General features: G+C 47.5%; 17 protein-coding genes and 3 tRNA genes. 15 read left to right on the plus strand and 5 right to left on the minus strand.

Annotated features, from left to right (window positions below; translation table 11 throughout):
• Positions 1 to 149 precede the first annotated feature (149 nt).
• Positions 150 to 2,759: a PEP/pyruvate-binding domain-containing protein gene (locus ACKU40_RS04725; RefSeq protein WP_320175373.1), complete on the plus strand. Its 2,610-nt coding sequence runs from the start codon at positions 150 to 152 to the stop codon at positions 2,757 to 2,759.
• An 11-nt stretch (positions 2,760 to 2,770) separates the two neighbouring features.
• Here the strand turns inward: ACKU40_RS04725 and ACKU40_RS04730 are convergent, their stop codons facing one another.
• Positions 2,771 to 3,157, minus strand: coding sequence for a response regulator (locus ACKU40_RS04730; RefSeq protein WP_320175374.1), 387 nt, complete (start codon positions 3,155 to 3,157; stop codon positions 2,771 to 2,773).
• Between the two features lie 568 nt (positions 3,158 to 3,725).
• Here ACKU40_RS04730 and ACKU40_RS04735 point away from each other — a divergent pair.
• The 9 genes from ACKU40_RS04735 to ACKU40_RS04775 all read left to right on the plus strand — a co-directional run bounded on the left by ACKU40_RS04735 (position 3,726) and on the right by ACKU40_RS04775 (position 13,699).
• Positions 3,726 to 5,480, plus strand: a complete 1,755-nt coding sequence (locus tag ACKU40_RS04735; RefSeq protein WP_320175375.1) for an ATP-binding protein — start codon at positions 3,726 to 3,728, stop codon at positions 5,478 to 5,480.
• The gene (locus tag ACKU40_RS04740) at positions 5,449 to 5,880 is read left to right on the plus strand and encodes a response regulator (protein ID WP_320175376.1); all 432 of its coding nucleotides are present in this window, start codon (positions 5,449 to 5,451) and stop codon (positions 5,878 to 5,880) included. Before ACKU40_RS04735 ends, ACKU40_RS04740 begins: the two co-directional genes overlap by 32 nt.
• Before the next feature lie 18 nt (positions 5,881 to 5,898).
• A complete protein-coding gene (locus tag ACKU40_RS04745; RefSeq protein WP_320175377.1) occupies positions 5,899 to 6,300 on the plus strand; it encodes a response regulator in 402 nt (133 codons plus the stop codon).
• Complete coding sequence (locus ACKU40_RS04750) at positions 6,287 to 6,658, plus strand: response regulator (protein WP_320175378.1); 372 nt, start codon at positions 6,287 to 6,289, stop codon at positions 6,656 to 6,658. Before ACKU40_RS04745 ends, ACKU40_RS04750 begins: the two co-directional genes overlap by 14 nt.
• Before the next feature lie 72 nt (positions 6,659 to 6,730).
• Positions 6,731 to 8,011, plus strand: coding sequence for a sulfite exporter TauE/SafE family protein (locus ACKU40_RS04755; protein ID WP_320175379.1), 1,281 nt, complete (start codon positions 6,731 to 6,733; stop codon positions 8,009 to 8,011).
• 1 nt (position 8,012) lies between these two features.
• The gene (locus ACKU40_RS04760) at positions 8,013 to 8,702 is read left to right on the plus strand and encodes a hypothetical protein (RefSeq protein ID WP_320175380.1); all 690 of its coding nucleotides are present in this window, start codon (positions 8,013 to 8,015) and stop codon (positions 8,700 to 8,702) included.
• Positions 8,703 to 8,823: 121 nt separating this feature from the next.
• Complete coding sequence (locus ACKU40_RS04765; protein ID WP_320175381.1) at positions 8,824 to 10,320, plus strand: ATP-binding protein; 1,497 nt, start codon at positions 8,824 to 8,826, stop codon at positions 10,318 to 10,320.
• Between the two features lie 15 nt (positions 10,321 to 10,335).
• Complete coding sequence (locus ACKU40_RS04770; protein ID WP_320175382.1) at positions 10,336 to 11,670, plus strand: sigma-54 dependent transcriptional regulator; 1,335 nt, start codon at positions 10,336 to 10,338, stop codon at positions 11,668 to 11,670.
• A gap of 262 nt (positions 11,671 to 11,932) precedes the next feature.
• The gene (locus tag ACKU40_RS04775; RefSeq protein ID WP_320175383.1) at positions 11,933 to 13,699 is read left to right on the plus strand and encodes a calcium-binding protein; all 1,767 of its coding nucleotides are present in this window, start codon (positions 11,933 to 11,935) and stop codon (positions 13,697 to 13,699) included.
• Between the two features lie 368 nt (positions 13,700 to 14,067).
• Here ACKU40_RS04775 and ACKU40_RS04780 read toward each other — a convergent pair.
• A tRNA-Arg gene (locus tag ACKU40_RS04780) sits at positions 14,068 to 14,144 on the minus strand.
• A gap of 61 nt (positions 14,145 to 14,205) precedes the next feature.
• Here ACKU40_RS04780 and ACKU40_RS04785 point away from each other — a divergent pair.
• The 5 genes from ACKU40_RS04785 (at position 14,206) to ACKU40_RS04805 (ending at position 20,944) form a co-directional block, all read left to right on the plus strand.
• Positions 14,206 to 15,420, plus strand: a complete 1,215-nt coding sequence (locus ACKU40_RS04785; protein WP_320175384.1) for a glutamate ligase domain-containing protein — start codon at positions 14,206 to 14,208, stop codon at positions 15,418 to 15,420.
• 33 nt (positions 15,421 to 15,453) lie between these two features.
• Positions 15,454 to 16,854, plus strand: coding sequence for an L-seryl-tRNA(Sec) selenium transferase (selA, locus tag ACKU40_RS04790; RefSeq protein WP_320175385.1), 1,401 nt, complete (start codon positions 15,454 to 15,456; stop codon positions 16,852 to 16,854).
• A gap of 6 nt (positions 16,855 to 16,860) precedes the next feature.
• Entirely contained in the window at positions 16,861 to 18,249 is a 1,389-nt protein-coding gene (locus ACKU40_RS04795) for an aminopeptidase (protein WP_320175386.1), read from the plus strand.
• A gap of 120 nt (positions 18,250 to 18,369) precedes the next feature.
• Positions 18,370 to 20,277, plus strand: coding sequence for a selenocysteine-specific translation elongation factor (gene selB, locus ACKU40_RS04800; protein WP_320175387.1), 1,908 nt, complete (start codon positions 18,370 to 18,372; stop codon positions 20,275 to 20,277).
• 130 nt (positions 20,278 to 20,407) lie between these two features.
• Positions 20,408 to 20,944 (plus strand): hypothetical protein, encoded by a 537-nt coding sequence (locus ACKU40_RS04805; RefSeq protein WP_320175388.1) that lies wholly within the window; start codon positions 20,408 to 20,410, stop codon positions 20,942 to 20,944.
• Between the two features lie 42 nt (positions 20,945 to 20,986).
• On the opposite strand, the gene ACKU40_RS04810 is transcribed toward ACKU40_RS04805, so the two are convergent.
• The 3 genes from ACKU40_RS04810 to ACKU40_RS04820 form a co-directional block, all read right to left on the minus strand.
• Positions 20,987 to 22,711, minus strand: coding sequence for a SulP family inorganic anion transporter (locus tag ACKU40_RS04810; protein ID WP_320175389.1), 1,725 nt, complete (start codon positions 22,709 to 22,711; stop codon positions 20,987 to 20,989).
• Between the two features lie 241 nt (positions 22,712 to 22,952).
• Positions 22,953 to 23,028, minus strand: a tRNA-His gene (locus ACKU40_RS04815).
• A gap of 44 nt (positions 23,029 to 23,072) precedes the next feature.
• Positions 23,073 to 23,148, minus strand: a tRNA-His gene (locus ACKU40_RS04820).
• Positions 23,149 to 23,189 lie beyond the last annotated feature (41 nt).

Here is a 23,189-nt window from a genome sequence, read left to right on the forward strand (position 1 = left end):
TGTGGTTAAAGTAATATGCCGCTAGGCTGGGAAATGTTTTTATATGTGACTTTAAGTGTTTTTATGGACTGATAATGTATTGCCCGGACATGTGCCTCAGGCGAAAAGTACGGAATCGGCATTTTGTAATTTCAGAAGGATATTGCCCTATGAGTTTCTTTGATTGGTTGCCTTTCGGGAAAAAGAAAAAGGAAAGTATTGATCCTGAATTAGCGCGGCAGATGCTTACTGACCGCTACAATAGTTTCCGTCTGCTCATTCAGGCCAATACCAGAATGCATGAGTATGTAGCTGAATTGGAGGAGGCTTTACGCGGTTTCACTCCATACGGAATGCACTATGTTCGAGCCCAGTGTACTCGTATTTCCGTTTCAACCTATCAAATGATCAAATATCTTAATGAGCTCAAGCCGGATGGATATACCCGGTTGTATGATCGGTTCAATGAGATACAGGAACGTATTGCTGAGCAGATTGATCCGGTACAGCTTTCCGGAGAAGGGGAGCTGGTCTTAAATCTCAAGGATGTGAGACGGGAACAAATAGATCTTTGCGGTCCTAAAATGGCTTTGCTTGGTGAGGCTGGTGCCAAGCTTGATTTAAATATTCCGCCGGGCTTTGTAGTTTCAACCGCTGCGTTTAATTTGTTTATGGAAGCCGGAGGCTTACAGAAGGAAATTGACTGTCGTATTCAGTCCACGGATTTAAATGACCGTAATGAGATTTTTCAGCTTTCTTCAGCGGTAATGGGATTGATTCTGGAGTCCAAACTGCCTGAAGAGCTTTCTGAGGCGATTTTGGAAGCATACGATAATCTCTGCGTAGACTTGGGCAGGGACGTTAATCTGGCTGTACGTTCAAGTGCGCTCGGTGAGGATCTTGAAGGTGCGGCATTTGCGGGCCAATACCGTTCCATCCTTAACGTCGGCAGGGAGTCTCTGACGGATGCGGTTAAAGAAGTCATGGCATCCAAGTATTCCATGCAGGCCATGGCCTACCGCAATAATCGCGGGTTGCGTGATGAGGATATGGCTATGAGCGTGGGATGCATTGAGATGATTCATGCCAGTTCCTCCGGCGTAGCTTATTCGCGAAGTCCTGTGAATGTCCGTGATCGCAATATTAATATCTATTCCGTGTGGGGACTGCCGAAGGCTGTGGTGGATGGCTCTGCTGAGACTGATGAATTTATCGTGTCGCGAGGTAATCCGGCGCAGGTTTTGAGAGCAGAAATAGCGGAGAAAAACAGCAGGTTCGTATGTGATACTGCGGAGGGCGTCTGTGCTACTGTACAGCTTGGAGAGGAAGCGCTCAAACCTTCACTAAGCGAAGAACAGGCCATTCTGGTGGCAGAGACCGTTACACATTTAGAAGATTTTTTCGGAATCCCACAGGACATAGAATGGGCCTTTACCGCAGACGGAACCTTTATTCTGCTGCAATGCCGTCCGCTCTTACTTGTTGAGAACGAGACTGAAGAGCACGCTTTGGGTGATCCGGATCTGCCTGCTCCGTTGCTTTCAGGAGGCAAAACAGCCAGCCCCGGAGTCGGTATAGGACCTGTGTTTCCCGTCCGTAAGAGTGCGGATAAACTTTCTTTTCCTGACGGCGGGGTAATGCTTCTCAAGCAGGCCCTGCCTAACCGGGCAGCTTTATTGGATCGCTGCAGCGCTGTTATTACTGAGCAGGGCGGTTTGGCCGGACACCTGGCTAACGTTGCCCGTGAGTTCGGGGTCCCGGCTTTATTCGGTGTGAAGGATGCTCTTGAAAAACTTGAAGCAGGACAGATAGTTACTGTTGATGCAGACGGTCATACTGTCTATTCCGGGTCGATGGATTCATTGGTTACTGAGAAGCCGCGCAAGCGACTGATGATGGGTAGCCCCGTACAGGCTTCCCTGCGCAGGGCTGCCCGGTACATTGTCCGTCTTAACCTTACTGATTCGGATTCTCCTGACTTCAGGCCGTCCAAGTGCCGGACTTATCATGATATTATGCGGTTCTGTCATGAAATGGCTGTCCGTGAAATGTTCGGCTTCGGCATCAGCGATGAACATATTGCGGCTGCATCGAGACAGCTCATATGCAATGTGCCCAGACAGTTCTGGATTCTTGATCTTGGTAACGGTGTCAGTGAAGAAAGCGAGATTAACCCAAAATGCGTATTTATGGAGCATGTGCGTTCCATTCCCATGCGTGCGCTCTGGGCCGGTATGCAGGCCGTGGCATGGGACGGTCCTCCTGCCATTCATGGTAAAGGGTTGATGTCGGTCATGTTCGAGGCAACTATGAATCCTAATTTGAATGTGGCTTCGCGTTCTTCGTATACCCAAAAAAATTATTTCATGATTTCAGAGAATTATTGCTGTTTGCAATCCAGATTCGGTTTCCATTTTTGTTCCGTAGAGTCCTTGGTCGGTGAGCGGACATTGGAGAATTATGCCAGTTTCCAGTTCAAGGGCGGTGCTGCAAACCCGGAGCGGAGGATTCTGAGGGCAAGATTTATCGGTGAAATACTTGAGGAACTCGACTTCAGGGTCCGCATTCGGGAGGACAATTTGAATGCACGTCTTGAAGGGCTTACTCGTCAGGACATGGAATACCATCTAAAGGTTTTGGGGTATCTGATTACCCATACCCGCCAGCTGGATATGATTATGACCAGTCCGAATCAGGTGGAGACGTACAGGCAACGTTTCTTCAACGACTTCAAGAAGTTTGAGGTCAAGGACGATGTTCCTGAAACATCGCCGAATTAATTCCCACCGGTTTATATCCGGTTATGTTGTCTGCTTATTCTGTCAGCATCGATGATTTTGTTGCTGCTGATTTCAGTGTCGGCAGGCTTGAGGATGAAGTCGAATGCTCCTGCATTCATGGATGCTTGCGCATTTTTAATGTCCGAATTTCCGGTGAGTAGAATTACTTCCACTGAAGGATAGTCTTTTTTTATAGCCCTGAGCACCTGAATTCCGTTCATGCCGGGCATGTTCATGTCCAGTATAATCACATTGTATGTACTTTTTGTAAGTTGGTGCAGTGCCTCTTCGCCACAGGCGGCAGTGCTGACATCTACTTCCCGCCTGCGGAGTCTTTTGGCGAGAACTGAAGAAAATCCTACTTCGTCGTCAATAATAAGGACTCGAATCTGTTTCATGTTTTCCCCCGTAGTTTTGGGTTTGTCTGTGTGGGCTACAATCTATATGCCAAACTTTCTGTCCGCACGATAAGCATTGCCTGTTCTGGCTGGGTTTACCGCATATCTTCTAGAACAATCTGTTTAGCCGTATTTAAAAAAATCCATCAAATATGAATTAGGACTCTTCCTTTATTCTGCCCTGTTTCTATCGGTGGTTCATTTTGTGCCAGTTGGTTTAGTTTCAACATCTGTGTCTTTGTGAATTTAGTAACAGACGAAGGGGAGATGTCTAATATTGTGTCTATTGGCACAATTTGTACCATATGGGGTGAAATGTATCGATAGAGATTAATTGTGAGCAAAACAGGCTTTTTAGTTGAGTTGATCTTTTGTGGCTAAAACGATTTCAGTGATCTGCTTTATGATAGTAAATATCCATTATTTCAGTGTGTTGTTCTGCTAAGAGCTTTGGGTGGGGCTAAACTGTCCAGTTCGTAGCATGGCACAGCGTTTGCTCTGGGGCATTAGGGACCACTCCCATCAGGGGAGTACGTAGCCTTAAGCAGATAAAAGAGTGGAAACGAATATGCAGACTGAAAATAAGACCTCATACGACAAGCTTTCCCGCAAGGTCGCCCTCATTGTGATCACGGTATCCATTGCACCGTTGATTCTGGTGGGCGGCCTTATCTTTGACCAATTTCGTTCCATTTACCGCGCTAAGGTTTATGCCCATTTAGCTGAGGTGGTGGATAAGCATAAAGACAACGTCAATAACTTCCTGAGCGAGAAGCAGGCTGAGCTGCAGTTTCTGACACGTGCATATTCCTATGATCAGCTGACCGATCCGCTGTTTCTGGAGAAGACTCTCAAGTTCATGCAGCAGCAGTACGGGCTAATTTTTGTGGATCTGGGTGTTGTTGATGAGTCCGGCCGTCAGGTTGCTTATGCCGGTCCATTCAACCTGCTCGGAGCGGACTACTCTGATGCCAACTGGTTCTTGAACAGCCGTGGAAAGGTCACTGGAATCAGCGATGTCTTTATGGGATTGCGGCAATCACCTCATTTCATCATTGCAGTTAACTGCGAACAGGGCGGAGTTGATCCTGACGGGCGCGAGTGGACCTTGCGTGCAACAATCGATTTTCTTGCTTTCTCACATCTCGTCGAAAACATTCGGATCGGTGAGACCGGATACGCATACATACTTAATCGCGGTGGAGTATTCCAGACCAAGCCGCCCGCGAATCGCGAAAGCAACTTAGTGCTGACTCCTTATGAGACCGTCCGCAGATTTCAGGCCGAGGGCGGAGTTCTTGTCCAGCTTTCCCATGGCAGTGACGGGGAAGAATACGTGACTGTCTCTTCACAACTTAAGGATGGGGATTGGAAGCTGGTTTATCAGCAGAATGCGAGTGATGCTTTTTCGGCCATGATCCGCAGTGAATCTTTTACTCTGGCTATTTTTCTTTCCGGGGGAATCGCGATTGTCGTGATGGCCATTTATCTTTCCAGAAAGCTGGTCGTTCGTTTTCAGGCCATAGATGAAGAAAATGAGTTGATGAACAGGCAGATGGTGGAAACCGGGAAGCTGGCTTCCATAGGCGAATTGGCCGCGGGTATAGCACACGAAATCAATAATCCGGTGGCAATAATGATCGAAGAAGCCGGCTGGGTCAAAGACCTGCTCGAAGACGAGGAAGGTGAGATCACCAGCTACGCAGAGATTACCAGGGCTCTTGAGCAGGTTCGCACTCAGGGCGGTCGTTGCAAGGATATCACCCATAAGCTGCTTAGTTTTGCCCGTCAGACCGATTCCCGCGTTGCTGATGTTCAGCTTCCGGATCTTATTGAAGAGATTGTCGAAATTTCGATGCAGCAGGCCCGTTACGCTCAGGTGGAGCTTTCGCTTGAACTGGATAAAGGCATGCCTCCGGTTAGGGCCTCTGTTTCAGAGCTGCAGCAGGTTTTCCTGAACCTGATTAACAACGCAATTCAGGCCATGGAGTCCAAGGGTGGAAAACTTATGATCAGCTGCCATGCTGAGAATGAGCATGCTTTGATCTCAATTGCAGACACAGGACCCGGTATTCCGGCAGCCAATCTGGGAAGAATTTTTGATCCCTTTTTCACCACTAAACCGGTGGGCAAGGGAAGCGGATTAGGACTGTCCATTTGTTACGGGCTTATCCATCAGATGGGTGGTGAGATAGAGGTTGAAAGCGACTTGGGTCGGGGAGCCCGTTTTAATATCTGGTTACCCCTGCCTCATTCCGAAAATGTTCATGAATACAACAAGGAGGAAGATCATGACGGACGTAACCATTCTGTTCGTGGATGATGAGGAAGCTTTTGTAGAAGCTATGGCTAAGAGGCTTGAGCGGCGTAACATGACTGTCCACAAAGCTTATAGCGGTGATGACGGCCTGAATATGCTGGGCAGGATTCCCGGAATTGAAGTGGTCATTCTGGATGTGAAGATGCCCTATAAGGATGGGCTTACCGTGTTGCAGGAAATAAAAAGGGATTTCCCCTTGGTCGAAGTCATTATGCTTACAGGCCATGCAACAGTGGAGTCGGCTATCACCGGCATGCAGAATGGAGCCTTCGATTATCTTATGAAGCCGTGTTCAATTGATGATCTCGTTGAAAAAATACGTGCGGCTATGAAGCTGTATCACGAGCATGAAGATGAAGAAACCATGGCTCGTATCGATGAGATAACCACTCGCATGGCTTAAGGGGCCGATGGTGTTCAGATGAGGAATGACAACAAGGCAATAAAGCTGCTTATGGTCGACGATGAGGTCGGCTTTGCGGAGGTATTGCGTAAACGATTGAGCAGGCGGGGCATTCTTGTCGAAACCGCTTACCGCGGTGAGGACGCAGTGAGAATGCTCCGCGAAAAAGAGTTTGATGTCGCGGTCCTTGATCTGAAGCTTGAAGGCATGGATGGAATCGAAATTTTGAAAGTTTTCAAGATGCTTGCTCCGGAACTGCCGGTTTTGATGCTCACCGGTCACGGCTGTGAAAAAGCCGCAGCTGAGAGCATCAGGTTGGGAGTTGCAGAGTATCTGTCTAAGCCGGTTGATTTCGAACTGCTGCTGGAGAAAGTGCGGCAGGTATGTATCCGGAGGGAGAGTGTCCATGAAAAGGATTAAGGTTCTTCTGGTTGACGATGAAATTGATTTCTCCCGTGTGCTTGCTTGCAGGCTTGCGAAGCGGGGGGTGGATGTCAGCACGGCTTCATGCGCAAATGAAGCCATGGAGACGCTCAGGCTTACTGTGATGGATGTTGTTCTGCTTGATGTCAAAATGCCCGGCAGGGACGGAATCAGGCTTCTTGGAGAGATAAAGCGACTGTATCCGCAGATTGGGGTTTTAATGCTCACTGCTCATATAAGTCCTGATCTCGTTATCTCCTGTCAGGCAATGGGGGCATCCGAGTATCTCCTTAAGCCGGTCGATGCGGATGAACTGATCGAAAAGATCAAGGATGTGGCTGCAAACAGTAATTAAGGTCCGGGGGGCAAGTTTCAAAAAGCTGCCCGGAGCGAAGGTAACAATAGAAATGAATTTGTGAGGATAATCATGAGTTTTTTCAATCAATGGGGTAGATTTATGATGGCCGGGGCCGATTATATGGGCCGCTGGGAGATTGATAATGCAAAGGCGATCATGGGCAGCAAGAAGTTACGCATGCTGCTCGGGCTGATGCTGATTCCCGTAATTTTGGGCGGTATTGCTTTTGCCGATGAGATTGCGCCGATTCTTCCGGATCTTCTCGGCGGTAAAAAAGCCTATAGCCCGGCTTTTTACAGCGTTGGTATTTTCATGGTCTCCATAGCCATCGGGCTTGGTGCGGGACTGATTACAGGCTGTATCGGCGCTGGCGGTGGTTTTATTATCGCCCCTGCACTTATGAGTGCCGGTATTAAGGGTATTCTGGCCGTTGGCACCGATTTATTCCACATTTTTGCCAAGGCGATCATGGGTAGCGTTATCCACCGTAAGATGGGGAACGTTTCCGTACCTCTGGCAGTCGTGTTTCTTATCGGTGCAATACTAGGAGCCACTGCGGGCGGTATTATCAATCGTGTTCTTTATGAAATTAACCCCGTGCTTTCCGATGCATTCATTACCACTGTTTATTCATTGATGCTTGGATTCCTCGGTTCCTACGCCATGTATGACTTCCTGAACGCCCGTAAGGCCGGTTCCGGAGGTTGTGCACACGGCGGCGGAGAAGGAGCTGAACTTGGTTCTCTCAGTAAGTCCCTGCAGTCTGTGAATTTTCCGCCTATGGTAAAATTCGATCAGGACCTTACTCCCGGCGGACGTCAGATCTCTTGGGTCTTTTTAGTCCTTTCAGGTGCACTGGTAGGTCTGGCTGCAGGTATTATGGGCGTAGGCGGAGGATTCCTTACCTTCCCCATATTTGTATACGTACTTGGCGTATCGTCAATGACAACTGTTGGTACTGATATTTTCCAGATTGTTTTTACCGCAGGCTTCGCTTCTATTTCCCAGTATGCCATATACGGGTTCATCTTCTATACCCTTGCAATGGGTATGCTGCTTGGTTCCCTTCTCGGTATTCAGATTGGCGCACTGGTAACCAAGGTTGTTCCCGGTATTACCATTCGCGGATTTTATGCCATGGCTGTTCTGGCCGGGTTTGTTAACCGTATTTTTGCACTGCCCGGAAAGCTGGGTGAAATGGGATACATCCCGATCTCTCCGGCCCTCGGCGATACTCTTAATACTATAGGTATCTGGGCGTTCTTTGTAGTTATAGGCGGTTTTTCGGTCTGGGTTATCGGCACTTTCTTAAAGAATATCCAGAATCTTAAGACAGAAGGGGCACACTAAGATGATTGTTAACAAAAAAGAATTCTCTGGCGGTCTGGCACTTCTCGCAGTTTTCTTCATCGTACTTGCTGTGATGTTCCAGCCCATTTTTAACGGAAAGAATGCAATGGCATATCTTGATGCTATGTATAACTCAATATCCAAGGGGTCTGTGAACTACGTTGCTCCACTGCGAGATGACGTAAAAGCCCCTGCGGTTAAAAAGGATCTGACTCTTAAGTTGACCTATACTACCGGTGTACAGGCTGAACAGTCTGCCAAGTTGTTTGAAAAAGCCGGGGTAAAGGTAAGCTTAAACGGAAAAGCTCTTGAAGTCAGCGGTTCAGTGGCAGATATACTTAATGCCAGCCTTGATGACGCTGATCTCATGTACCATAACAATGCAGAAGCTATTGAAAGCAAGTACGGCATAGAGGCACGAAGGACCACTTTTAACTGGTGGACTTCCTTAGGACTGATGGAAAAGGCTTTGAACGGTCAGGAAGAATTTAAAGTAGCCAAGGTAACATCTACCGTAATGAAGAAGGCAGTTGAAACCGCATACAACTATTACGAGATTGAGCCGCTCAACATTACTGATGAACTCGGACTGGTTATCTTCTCCCTGATCTTTTATGTGGTTTATACTTTGTGGTATGGATTCGCCATCCTGTTTGTGTTCGAAGGATGGGGACTGAATCTCGGGCATTAGAAAATCTGTAAGATTTTCTCAGACATGTGGCGGGCGGTCCGGCTTCCTTCCTTGCCGGATCGTCCGTTCCTGCTTTACTCACTTATAACTTTGCCGTATTCTTGAACATGAGGTTTTTATTATGAATCTTCAGGAATATTATGACACTATAATGCAATTGAGCCATGGCATTGTGGTCACCCTTGATTTGGACGGTGTTATTATTCACGGCAACTCCATGCTTGAATCGTTGTCCGGTTATTCCATGCAGGAGTTGGCCGGAAAGGATTGGTTTGAGACCTTTATACCTGCGGAACAACGTGCTGATTCACGCAAAGAGGTGCTAGATAAGGCCGGAAAAAAAGATATTTCCAGAATATCCGGCAGCATCAGGTCCAGAGGTGGAGATAAAATTTATATCGATTGGAATTTGAAAGCCTTAACGGACTCAGATTCCAGTACTATCAGCATTCTTTGTGTCGGGCAGAACGTTACCGAACATATGCGCCGCCAGAATGGTCTGCTCCGGGAACGGTTCAACCTGATTGAACGCAATAAGGAACTCAACTGTCTATACGAGATCAGTAAGCTCGGTGCTGACGGTGATCTGGATCTAAAAGAGACTCTCAGAAAAATAGTAAATATGCTTCCGTCAGGATTTCAAAATCCGGATAAGACTCACGTCCGGCTGCGTATAGGCAATCTCTGTTGGGAAACAGAAGGGTATCATAAGACGGAGAATGTTTTAGTTGAGCCGATTGAGTCCGGAGCGGACATACGCGGTTCTGTCACTGTATCCGTAGAGTATGCAGGTCCTAAGAGAAAAGGGGAATCCGTTTTCCTTGACGATGAAAATGAATTGTTAGTCACAACAGCGCAGCAGATCGGCCTTATTGTAGGTAAAAAAGAGATCAAAACTGCACGGCAGGAGCTTGAACAGCAGTTGCGGCAAGCGGATAGGTTGGCCAAAATCGGACAATTTTCTGCCGGGGTGGCGCATGAAATCAATGAACCGCTGGCTAATATCCTTGGCTATGCACAACTTGCACTGCAAACTCCTGAACTGCCGGAGCAGGTGCGCATGGATCTCGATAATATTGTTGATTCTTCGTTGCATGCGCGTGAAATCATAAAGAAGATTATGTTTTTCAGCAGGCAGTTGCCGCCTCAATTTATTCCGACAAATTTAAATCAGACTATCCGCGATGCCTTGCGTATAACTGAAACTGCAGCCAAGCGCGGCAATATTGAGACCCGTTGTGAGTTTGATGAAAAACTTCCTCTGGTTTCTGCAGACCCCAGACATATTAAACAGGTCATCGTTAATTTGGCTGCCAATGCCATTCAGGCCATGGATGATGGAGGGGTACTGACCATAAAGACTCTCAGTGATGGTGATGATGTGTATATCATTGTAGATGATAATGGTCCGGGGATTCATGCTGATGATTTAAAGCAGATTTTTAATCCGTTTTTTACCACCAAGGACGTGGATAAGGGGACCGGGTTGGGCCTTTCCGTTGTTTTGGGAATTGTAAAAGCCCATAAAGGATTGATTCAGGTTCACAGTGATTATGGTCAGGGAACCCGTTTTGAGATAGCTATCCCCTGTTTGCAAAATAACCAGTCGGTTGAATAGCCGCACGGATGGAAGATGAGCGAAAAGATTAGGATTCTCGCGGTAGACGACAGTAAGAGTACATTGGAAGTATTAAAGCGTAATCTCGAATCTCAAGGTTACGATGTTCTAACTTGTTTGCGTGTGGATGAGGCTCTGTCTCTGCTTGAAGAATATGAAATCGATATAGTTATAACTGATTTTCGGATGCCGCAGGCCACCGGCTTGGACTTGATCAGGCACGTGCGTGAGAATCATCGTGATGTGGAATTGATGATGATAACCGGATATCCGTCAATTTCCGGTGCGGTGGAGGCTATCAAGGACGGTGCGGGAGAGTATCTTCCCAAACCGTTCACTTCCGAAGAGTTGCAGAGTGCAATGGAGCGCATAGTTGAACGTGTTCAACGCAGGCGGGCACTCAATGCGGTCGAGGTCCCGGACGAAACTTATGGTATTGTCGGAAATTCGCCCGGGATGCTGCGTGTTTTCCGGCGTATCGGCAAAGCTGCCGCAACCAACGCCAACGTACTTATTTCAGGTGAATCCGGTACCGGTAAGGAATTGGTAGCCAGAGCTGTGCACTATCACAGTGACCGTAGAGCTGCTCCTTTTGTTCCGGTTAACTGTGCGGCGATACCCGATTCGTTGGTGGAGAGTGAACTTTTCGGTCACGTCAAAGGAGCCTTTACCGGGGCTAAAGAGGCCAGAGCCGGTTTTTTTGAAATAGCTAACGGTGGTACTGTTTTTCTTGATGAGATAGGCGATGCAAGTCCCAACATGCAGGCCAAGCTATTACGTATTCTGCAATCCAAGGAATACTGCAAGGTTGGTTCGAGTGTTGTGCATACCGTGGATACCCGTATCTTAGCCGCTACGCACAAGGATCTGAAACGGCTTGTTGAGGATGGGTCGTTCCGTGAGGACCTTTATTACCGGTTGCACGTGGTGGATATCCCTGTGCCGTCTCTTGCCGAGCGTGGTGATGATATTCTGATTTTGATCAGTAATTTCTTGGTGAAATTTTCCAAAACCATGCAATGTCCCACTCCGAGTATTACAGACGATGCCCTGACTGCTTTGCGCAATTATTCGTGGCCGGGAAACGTGCGTGAATTGGAAAACCTGATTCAAAGGATGGTGGTTATTGTGGATCACGATCCGATTGAAGTTACGGATTTGCCGCCTAACATGCGTTTCAGTTTGCCGATGGAAGAACGTGTAGACCGTTCTCTGGCTGAAGTGGAACAGGAGCATATTAAAAATGTGCTGATTATGACTGATAATAATAAGACTCGTGCTGCCGAGATACTGGGTATAAATCGTAAAACCCTGCGTGAGAAGTTGAAACGTATGGAAGAGCAGGGCTAGGAAGGGCTTTAAAACGCAGATTGTGAAGTAGATAATTCCAACCAGGGTAGCAAGTCAGTAGTTACTGGCATAATCGTAGTTCTGTGGCTCTTATTTCAGTAAAGTATCCCGGCATGTATTCATGAAAGACTGAAAGCTGGTATCTCTGTGAAAAGACACTTAATCTATCTAAAGGTTTTATATAGATAGTCGATATAACAAGTGTACGTTTTTATCTTTTTAATAGTTTGTATTTTGCGAAGTATACTAACTGGAGTTCGCTATGCCTTCCCCTATTTCAGATCAGTACGGAATTATTGAAAATCAGAATATTTTGCTTGAGCAGCAGGCTGCAGAAAACCAAAAAGTGCAATCAGTTGTGCCAGTTGATGATAATCAAGCAAAATCTCAAGGCCCAGCAGCTAGTGGAGACAAGATATCCTTCTCCAGTACGGCACAGGAACTTGCTAGACATAAGGAAGAACCCGTGGATCTAGCAGATGGACAATATAAGGTTGCCGCAGAAGTCCCTGAGAATTCCGAAGCAGTGACAATGGCTTCCGCGACCATGAAATCCGGACGCACACTGGTCATTGATCGCATTAATACCGCTCCTGAAGAACGCGAGAAAACCAATGAGAGCCTGTATGGCTACAGAGCTAATGTGTATAAGCCCGGCGGGGAGCTGGAATTCAGTTTTATCATGCAGCGCGACACTATTTTCAACGAAAACGAGGACGGTTCGCTGAATGTTCAGGATTATGTTGAGGGGGCCGAAACCTCCGGAGATGATTACATAGTTGGATACGAAGGCAAGAACATGAAAGGCGGCGCCGGTGATGATACCATTGTAGACCTTTCCGGAGATAAAAATGTCAACCAGCGGGATATAAAAAACGGCGGTTCTTCTATTGATACCGGTGATGGTGATGATACTGTGATTCTTTCTAAAGGTGAGTTTGGCAGTGTCAGGAATATAGATACCGGAGATGGCAACGACACTGTACAGGCTCAGGGGGCCATACGTGATGTGGATATCAACACTGGTGCTGGTAATGATGTTGTGCAGGCTAAGACTCATATCATGGATTCAAAGTTGGAGACTGGAGAAGGAAATGATGTTGTGAAGCTGGGTGGAGGTGTAGACTTTTCAGATATTGATACTGGTAATGGCGATGATGTTATCACTGCAAATGATGGTTATTATAAATCTTCCGTCAATACAGGGCGTGGGAATGATATTATCCGTGGTAACTCCTTTTACGGCGGGGCTCTTGATACCGCAGAAGGTGACGATGTAATTGAAGCCATTGTTGTTAAAAGTATTGTGTCCACTGGTAGTGGAGATGACAGTATGCATGGTGGAATTGGTCAAAGTGTCGTTGATACGGGTTCCGGAGATGACTCAATAAGAGGTGAGGGAATAATTGACTCTACAGTTAATACCGGATCTGGTGATGACCGACTAAATTTAACCTCAGGTATTAGTGCTTCTGTTGTTAACACAGAAGTTGGCGATGACAGCATTACTGCTAAAAATACCGGTCACAGCACAATCAACACCGGTTCTGGTGATGATTCAGTTTCAGTTGAAATGGGCTTTATTTACAGCACTATTAACACCGGGTCAGGTAACGATAGCGTCGATGGTGGTAAGCAAACCTATGCAAGCTCAATAAATACCGGTTCTGGTGACGATTCCATTAGCTTTTCTAATGCATATGAAACATCTGTTAAGTCCGGTGAAGGAAATGATTCTCTTTCTTTTGAGCGATTGCATTATCACTCCTCAGTTGACATGGGAGACGGTGATAACAGCATCTCAGGTGCTTCAGTGCATGACAGCTCAATTGAATCGGGTTCAGGTAGTGACCGGATAATCTTGACTGGTGATGTTTTGAACAGCCTTATTGAGATGGGCAAAGGCAACGACTATTTCAAGCTTGCTGGAAATCTTATCAATACAGTCCTCAAGATGCAGGAAGGCGACGACCTAGTGCATATCGAAGGAAATAGCACAAATAGCAAGATTTCCGAAGGTAAAGGTTAAAATACGACTGTTGTTGAGAAAAAAGAAAGGGCTGAGTCTTAAGGTATAGTTATCGAATAGAATCAAGTCGTCATGAATTTTATTTAGATTTTTGAGAGCTCCAGCTCGAGAGCTTATCTTTATCAGTCTTGCCATCGCATGATGGCAAGTAAGATCTCTTTTTGTCATTTGTCACGCCTACATATGGATTGCACAAAAAAATCATTTAAATAGTATAATTCTTACTTTATGGAAAGTTTTACCCTTGAACTCTGCCAAGTAGAAGTGTATTTCCAGCCCTCAAACTAACGAGGGCTTTTTCAATGGACTTTCATCATCTAAAAGAAAAAGGGTTACAAACTTTCGTTTGTAACCCTGTGATTTCTAAGTGGCGGGGCAGGAAGGATTCGAACCCTCGGCCAACGGCTTAGAAGGCCGTTGCTCTATCCAACTGAGCTACTGCCCCGCGAGAGATGCTTATTTATACAAACCGCACTTGGCGGTCAAGCAAAAAATGGAAAAAAGTTTTGAAATTTAAAAATTTTGTAGAATTCAGTGGTTATCTGGATAACCTTGGCCTTTTTCATATGGATTTGAGCCTCGGCAGAATGGAAGAGTTTGTCCGTAACTGGGGTGGAAAGTCCAGCTTTCCTGTGATCCATATTGTCGGAACCAACGGTAAAGGCTCAACTACATCATACCTTACCTCTATTGGATTTGAATACGGGCTTAAGGTCGGGACTTTTACCTCGCCTCATTTTGTTACCCCTCGGGAACGTATCACTATTAACGGTTTCATGCTTTCTGAGGAAGAGTGGTGCGAACTGGCTAATCAGGTTATGGACATCGCCCCTGATGCAGGTTTGACTTACTTTGAGTTGTTAACCTGCATGGCGCTGGTGGCGTTCAAAAATAATGGCGTTGATCTGGCGGTTATGGAAGCCGGGCTTGGCGGTCGTTATGACGCCACCAATACGGTTGATCCAGATTTGACCGTATTTACCCCTATTGGTCTGGACCATGAGAAGGTGCTCGGATCGACTATTGATCTGATTGCAGCAGATAAGGCTGATGCCATGCGTGAGAACGGAACCGCCATTACTGCCGTGCAGGTTTCCGAAGCTAAGGCGGTGCTTGAGTCACGTGCTAAGGAATTAGGTTGTGAACTTTATCATATAAAAGATCAGGAGATTGTTGCGGGCCTTAATCCGTCTCTTGCCGGGGAGCACCAGAAACAAAATGCCGGGCTAGCGGCTTGTGCGTGGCGTTTGTTCTGCGGTAAATCAGATGTTGAGTTTGACGCAGAGAAGGTCCGCAGCGGGGTGGAAAAGGCATTCATTGCCGGAAGGTTACAGATTATAACGTCGGACAGGACTTACATTCTTGATGGAGCGCACAACTCTCATGCATTTGCGGCACTTGAAGCCGAGCTGGCACGTACTGGAATTAAACCGGACGCCATCATTTTCGCCTGTATGAAGGATAAGGATCTTGCTCCGGTGAAGGAAACCCTTTTCCGTTTGACCGACGGCCTGATTATCGCCAGCGGAATTGAAGGTAATGAACGGGCATATCCATATAAAGATTTGGCTGCGGTCCTCGGAGAACGAGCAAAACCTGCCAAAACTATTGACGATGCCATCTCAATGCTTAATTCCGGTGAGAAAACAGTTCTAATCTGCGGGTCCTTGTATTTGCTGGCAGCTTTTTATACAAGATACCCAGAATTTCTGGAAAAATGATTTTTTAATTGGATGAACGTTACGGAGAAAAAATTGTCCAATCTTTTTAAATATCTTCCGTCTGTTGATTCTGTACTGACTCGTCTTGAAGAAGAGGGTGTAATTGATGGATTGCCGAGGACCCTTTCCCGTGATCTGGTTAACGGCTTTCTTGATGTCTGCCGTGAGGAAATCAAGGGTGGTGTTATCACTGAGGAAAAACAGCTTTCCCCGGATGTTCTTTTTCCGCGCTTAACCTGCCATGTGCGGGCTGGAGCAAAACCGCATTTTCGGCGTGTGCTTAACGGAACCGGGGTGGTGGTGCACACCAACCTTGGACGTTCCCTGCTGGCACAGTCCGCTGTTAAAGCTGTGACCGAAGCGTGCGCCTGCTATTCCAACCTTGAATTCGACCTCAAGACTGGAGAGCGGGGCAGCCGTTACAGTCATGTGGAAAAGCTGATCTGCGAAATTACCGGGGCAGAGGCTGCTCTGGTAGTCAACAATAACGCCTCGGCGGTACTTATTACCCTCGAAACCCTTGCCAAAGGTCGTGAGGCAATTGTCTCCCGCGGGCAATTGGTTGAGATAGGAGGCTCTTTCCGTATTCCGGATGTTATGACCAAGAGCGGTGCTTTTCTGCGCGAAGTCGGTGCTACTAACCGCACCCATCTGCGTGATTACGAAAATGCCATCAATGAGGAAACTGCGCTGCTGATGAAGGTGCATACCTCCAATTTCCGGGTTATCGGTTTCACCAAGGAAGTTTCCGGCGGTGAACTGGCTGAACTGGGCCGCAAGCATGACCTTCCGGTTTATGAAGACCTCGGCAGCGGTAACCTGACTAATTTTTCCGGTCTCGGCCTGATGCGCGAACCCACTGTGCAGGAAGTTGTGGCCGAAGATGTGGACGTAGTTTCATTTTCCGGTGACAAAGTTCTCGGTGGACCGCAGGCCGGGATAATTGTCGGTAAAAAGAAATATATCGATGCGATCAAGAAAAATCCGCTCAACCGTGCGGTTCGCATTGATAAAATGACTCTTGCTGCCCTTGAAGCAACTCTGCGGCTTTATCTTGATCCTGAGACAGCCAAGCGCGAAGTTCCCACTGTACGTATGATTACCGAGAAACCTGAGAATCTAAAAAAGCAGGCTCAAGCTCTTGCACGCACTTTGCGGCGTGAATTGGGTGAGACTGCTGAGATCGGCGTACGTGCGGGTGTTTCCCGCGTAGGTGGCGGGGCATTCCCGGAGCAGGATTTGAAAACTTTTCTGGTTAGCGTTGTTCCTAGCGCTAAAGTGACTGTTGAAGAGTTAAAAGAAGGACTTCTTTCAACTGAACCGCCGTTGATAGGACGAATTGAAGAAGACGCATTCTGTCTCGACCCAAGAACACTGAGCCGCGAAGAATACAGACTCTGCGCTGAAGCAATTTCGCAGATTTTAAAAGGATAATCGCACATGAATAAACAACTTGAACATGAACCGAAAAGCTGCTGGGAAATCTTTAAAGACGAAGAACATCAGCAGGGTATGGATGATCTTGCAGCCCGTTACATTGACTTCCTGACCCGCTGCAAAACCGAACGCGAAACTATCAAATACGTCGAAGAAAAACTGATAGAAGCAGGTTTTGAAGATTACCTCGGAGCCGATCAGTGCTTCCGTTCTTTCCGGGATAAAACAATTTTTATTGCCCGCAAGGGTAAAAAGCCGCTCTCTCAGGGGTTTCGTCTGGTTGGTGCTCATGCCGATACGCCGCGTCTCGACCTGAAGCAGCATCCTCTGTACGAAGATCTTGGTATGTCCATGGCTAAGACACACTACTATGGGGGCATTCGCAAATATCAGTGGCTGGCAAGACCTTTGGCCATGCATGGTGTGGTAGTTAAAGCTGACGGAACCAAGGTTGACGTTGTTATAGGTGAAGATCCTAATGATCCGGTTCTTTCCATTCTGGATCTGCTTCCTCACCTTGCTTATAAGCAGGTGGAGAAGAAGGTTACCGATGCTTTTGAAGCCGAAAAACTGAATATTCTTATGGGGCATTCCCTTTCTTTCTCCAAAGGTGAACAAGATGAGGCAGACGGCAACGATACTCCTTCTGTAAAACGCAAGGTGCTTGAGCTGCTTAACGAGAAGTACGACATCGTTGAAGAAGATCTGTTCAGCGCGGAAATGCATATTGTTCCCGCTGGTCCTGCTCGTTACGTCGGTCTGGATAAGTCAATTGTGGGCGGTTACGGACAGGATGACCGTTCATGCGTATTTCTCTCTCTGGAAGCATTTCTCAATGCTCCTGAGCCTGAACATGCCCAGATAGTACTTTTCTACGACAAAGAAGAGGTCGGTTCAGAAGGTTCTACCGGTGCGAAGTCTCTCTTCTTCGAATACTGCCTTGAAGACCTGATTGATGCATGGGAACCCAACGCTAAGATGTCCCGGGTTATGATGGCTGGTAAGGCTCTTTCCACAGACGTGCATGCTGCAATCGACCCCGACTATCAGGATGTGCACGAGAAGCTCAACTCCGCCTATCTTGGTTACGGTCCCTGCTTCTGCAAATTCACCGGACATCGCGGTAAGGTCGGTGCTAACGATGCTCACCCTGAGTTTGTGGCATGGCTGCGTAATATCCTGAGTGATGCCGGAGCACCGTGGCAGATGGCCGAGCTTGGCAAGGTCGATCTTGGCGGTGGTGGAACAGTCGCTAAATTCCTCGCTCTCTACGGCATGGACGTTATCGATTTCGGACCTCCGGTGCTCTCCATGCACAGCCCGTTCGAGTTGACCAGTAAGGCTGACCTGTACGCTACTGAACTGGCATTTAGGACTTTCTTGAAGAATTAAATAAAAATTAACGGGCTACGACGCGAAGCTCGATAAAAGGTTTTGAAAAGGGGAGTCCGGAGGGGAAAAACTTTTGCAAAAGTTTTTCCCCTCTGGCCGCCGGAGGCAAAAGGAGCACTAATGCCTGTTGTTATGGGTACCGCTGGTCATATTGACCATGGTAAGACCAGCTTGATTAAGGCTTTGACCGGAACGGACTGTGACCGTCTGGCCGAGGAAAAGAAACGCGGCATCACTATTGAATTAGGCTTTGCCAGCCTTGATCTTGGCGGTGATGAACATCTGAGTATCATTGATGTTCCGGGGCATGAGAAATTTGTGAAGAACATGGTTGCCGGGGCAGCAGGTATTGATTTCGTGCTGCTGGTCATTGCCGCTGATGAGGGCGTAATGCCCCAGACTCGTGAACATCTGGAAATCTGCACCTTGTTGGGCATTGAAAAGGGCTTCGTGGTCCTGACCAAGGCGGACATGGTTGATGAAGACTGGATGGAGATGGTTCAGGAAGACGTGCGTGAATTCCTTGCGCCGAGTTTTCTGACTGACGCACCGATCCATGCTGTTTCTTCGCATACCGGTCAGGGTTTGGATGAATTGCGTGCGGAGATTGCGATTTTCATGAAAGGTTTTTCTCCGAAACGCAGGACTGATCTGGCTCGTCTGCCTGTGGACCGTGTGTTCACCATGAAAGGGCACGGTACGGTTGTAACTGGAACTTTAATTTCCGGTCAGCTCTCCGTTGGTGATGACGTTGTTCTTTATCCCAAAATGACCGAGACAAAGGTGCGCAGCCTGCAATCGCATGGTTCCTCTGTTGAGACAGCCCCTGCAGGACGCAGGACAGCCATTAACCTGCACGGTCTGGAAGTAGATGATATTGAACGCGGTGAAGTGCTGGGGCGTCCGGGCACTCTTTTCCCGTCCAAGGTCTGGGACGTGGAGCTGACCTGTTTACCTTCTTCCCCGAAAAGTTTGAAACATCGTAAGGAAGTCCATTTTCACCATGGGTCCAAGGAAGTTATGGCTAAAGTTTACTTCCTTGATCGCGAGAAGCTTGAAAAGGGCGAGCAGGCCGTATGCCAGATTCGTTTTGATAAGCCTATGACCGGGGTCTATGGTGATCGCGTGGTGTTGCGGTCTTTTTCTCCCCTGCGCACAATTGCCGGGGGGAGCATCATTAATCCCTTGGGCCGTAAGGTGAAACGTTTTTCAGATGATGTGAAGCGTCTTGAATCACTCATAGCTGCCGAACCGGAAGATCTGGTCCTTACTCAGCTTGATCTGGCCGGCAGGGCCGGACTTACTTTTCAGGAACTTTCAATTCTGAGTAATGTTGCCTCCAAGCAGCTGGAAAAAATGCTCCAGACCATGGGCGGTCAGCAGAAAGTTTTCTTATATGACAAGGAAACCCGCAGCTATGTTTCCGGCACTCATTATGAGAATCTGGAGCAGGGATTGTTGGCTCACCTTGCGGAATTTCATAAGAATGAACCTATGAAACAGGGCGTATCGCGCGGTGAAATCGGTTCAACTTACGGCAAAGGATTGCCGGATAAATTGTTTCATACAATTATTGAACGTCTGCTCAAGAAAAATGATATCGTGGCTGTTCAGGAGATTTTGCACTTGCCTGGGCATAAGGTCTCCCTTGCTTCGGATCAGCAGAAGCTGCGCGATACCTTGATGGATAATTACGAAAAGGGCGGATTGACTCCGCCGAACTTGAAAGATGTGCTCGATCCGCTAGATCTGGTATTTAAAGAGGCCGCCCCTGTCTATAGACTCTTGCAGGATGAAGGGCTACTGGTCAGGATCAAGGATGATATGTATTTCGCCAAGTCCGCAGTGGACGGCTTGCAGAAGACTCTTGAGGGATATTTTGCTGAAAATGAAGAGCTTGGCCCGCAGGATTTTAAGACCTTGGTTGGTCTGTCTCGTAAGTTTTCCATTCCATTGCTTGAATACATGGATAAAGAAAAGGTCACCATTCGAGTTGGTGATAAGCGAAGGTTGCGTAAGCAGAGTTAGTTAAAATTTGAAGCCCGGATTCGAGAGAGTCCGGGCTTTTTTTTTGCGTCTTTTTATAGCTGTGATTGTCTCAGGATGTTATAGTCGGTTTGGTTTGTGAAGAATCAATTTCAAACTGAGGAGCATGGGGATGGTTAGGAAGTTTTATCCGTTGTTGGTAGCAATTCTTTGTGTATTTTTTCTTAGTATGATTTTTGTTTCTCCCGCTCGTTCAGGAGATGCGGAAGATATCCTGAAATTGAAAAATGAAATCATCGAAAAGCAGAATAAAGGGAAGCTCGGTGCGCAGGTATTTCTCCTGTGCAAGAAGGTTCTTAGTTACTCTTCTTATTACCCGCTTCCGGAAAATAAGGTTCAACGAGGTACAAGTTTACTATTATACTACGAGCCTATTAACTGGTTCACGTCAATGCAGCAGGGACGGTATGAGTTTTATCTTACTCAGGATGTAAAGCTGGAAACAGCAACCGGGGAAGTCCTTTTTGAGCGCGAAAAGCTTTTAAGCATGCATTACAATACAGGTAAGCCAATCCTTGATATCTACATGACTAATGATTTTAATCTGGGCAGACTTCCGGCTGGTAAATATCGATATATTGTCTTTCTGCATGACATGATCAGCGGGCAGGAATTCAGGAAGGGGATTGATTTTGAAATTGTGGAATAAAGCGAAAAAGTCCGGAACCGTATTGGCCCCGGACTTTTCTATTTAAGCTGTGGTTGCGGTTAATTGTTTTGGTGAAGTACAGCGGGGCAGGCCTGATTCTTTGTCCACATGGAGAATCGTTTTTGCGACTGCAGCTGAGAAATCTGGGAAGATATTTTCAGCCCCTACAAGTTTATCTGTTCCCAGCCGAGCCATGATTTTTCGGATTCGTGGATTCACCCCGGAAAGAAGAATCTTTACGTTTTGAGCATTAGCCCTGCGAATTACGGTTTCAAGGGCTTCGATGCCTGTGGCGTCCATGGTCGGAACGAGGCGCATGCAGAAAACTATCACTTCCGGTTTTTTGCGGGTGAAGCTCATAACATCGACAAACCTTTGGGCCATTCCGAAGAACATGGGACCGTTGATTTCATAAACCACGACTTTTTCATGTCCGTTCTTGCGGTCAATAATCTCTTCTTCGGGAAGTCCGGTGTCGAGGCTGTGCACGTCGGTCAATTGGCTCATACGCTTCATGAAGAGCATTGCAGCCATAACCACACCAACTTCTACCGCTACGGTCAGGTCTACGAATACAGTCAGCAGCAGGGCTATGAGCATTACCAGGGAGTCCGATTTGGGAGCGAAAAGCAGACGCTTGATGCGGTGCACTTCACTCATGTCCCATGCAACCAGAATGAGGACCCCGGCAAGGCTGGCAAGGGGAATCATGGAGGCCAGCGGAGCGCATACTTTGATAAACATGATTAATGTCAGGGCGTGGACCATGCCTGCCACTGGGGAATGCGCCCCGGCGCGGATATTGGTTGCAGTACGGGCGATAGCTCCGGTTGCAGGCAGTCCTCCGAAAAGGGCTGAACCGATGTTCGCCAATCCTTGAGCAACGAGTTCATTGGATGAGTTGTGGCGGTCACCACTCATTCCGTCCGCAACTGTGGCGCTCAGCAGGGATTCGATTCCGGCAAGGATGGCGATAGTGAAAGCTTCCGGTATCAGGGTTTTCAGCTGCATCAGATCAAGGCCGGAAAACGAAACAGCGTCAGGCAGAATGGTGGGAATTCCGCCGAATCTGCTGCCGATGGTTTCTGTATGCAGCCCCATAATCCATGTTACTACGCTTGCCAATGCAATTCCCACAAAAGGAGCAGGGATGCGGGGGATAAATCTTCTGACCAGCAGCATTGAAACTACGGTCAGCATGCCCAAGCCGAGAGTTGTTGGGTCTGTGCTTGGAAGTGCTACGGCACATGCCTTAAGGCGGGGCAGGAAGTCTGCAGGCATTTGATCAATTTGCAGACCGAGGAAATCCTTGATCTGGGTGGAAAAGATCAGGATACCGATGCCGGAAGTAAATCCGGTGGTTACCGGATAGGGGATGTATTGCAGTAGCTTACCCAGCCCAAGGCAGCCCATTATCAAAAGAAGTATTCCGGCCATGAGGGTGGCAAGAATGAGTCCGTCATAACCGTGGCGGGCAATAATTCCGGAGATGATAATGACAAACGCTCCGGTAGGTCCGCCGATTTGAAAGCGTGTTCCGCCAAAGGCTGAAATAATGAATCCGGCGATGATGGCAGTGAAAAGCCCTGTTGCAGGGCTTGCTCCGGAAGCAATGGCAAAGGCCATGGCCAGCGGCAGGGCAACAATACCGACGGTAATTCCGGCTGCAATATCTTGTCTTAATGTGGTCGGAGAGCAGCCTGATTTAATGAATTTGAAGCTGGTCGGGATGAAACGGTTTAGTTTTGAACAGACGTAAGTGTCCATTGAGAAACCTCCTTGTTCTGGTGGTGTCTCCGTGGGGCTCAGTCGGTGGTCATCTTTTTTTTGAAATGAATTGGCCAGAGGCTGGAACTCGCGCGGAAAAAAGACCCTGATAATGCCGCATAAATTTCATGTCAATGGGGTTTTGAAATAAAACTTTGTGCTTTTATTCCCAAGTATTGCCGGGGATCGTGTGGATCAGCAGACCAAAAAAAAGGACCGGATAAATCCGGTCCTGAAAATATGGGGTGAGTGAGGGGACTTGAACCCCCGGCCACTTGGGCCACAACCAAGTGCTCTACCAACTGAGCTACACCCACCTTAAAAAAGGGGTCAGGGATTCCTGATCCCTAGAGATGTCAAATGGGGTGAGTGAGGGGACTTGAACCCCCGGCCACTTGGGCCACAACCAAGTGCTCTACCAACTGAGCTACACCCACCGCGTCTGTGAGGAGGTGTTTAACTAAGCTGGGTGTGATGG

Source organism: Maridesulfovibrio sp., from assembly GCF_963666665.1.
GTDB lineage: Bacteria > Desulfobacterota > Desulfovibrionia > Desulfovibrionales > Desulfovibrionaceae > Maridesulfovibrio.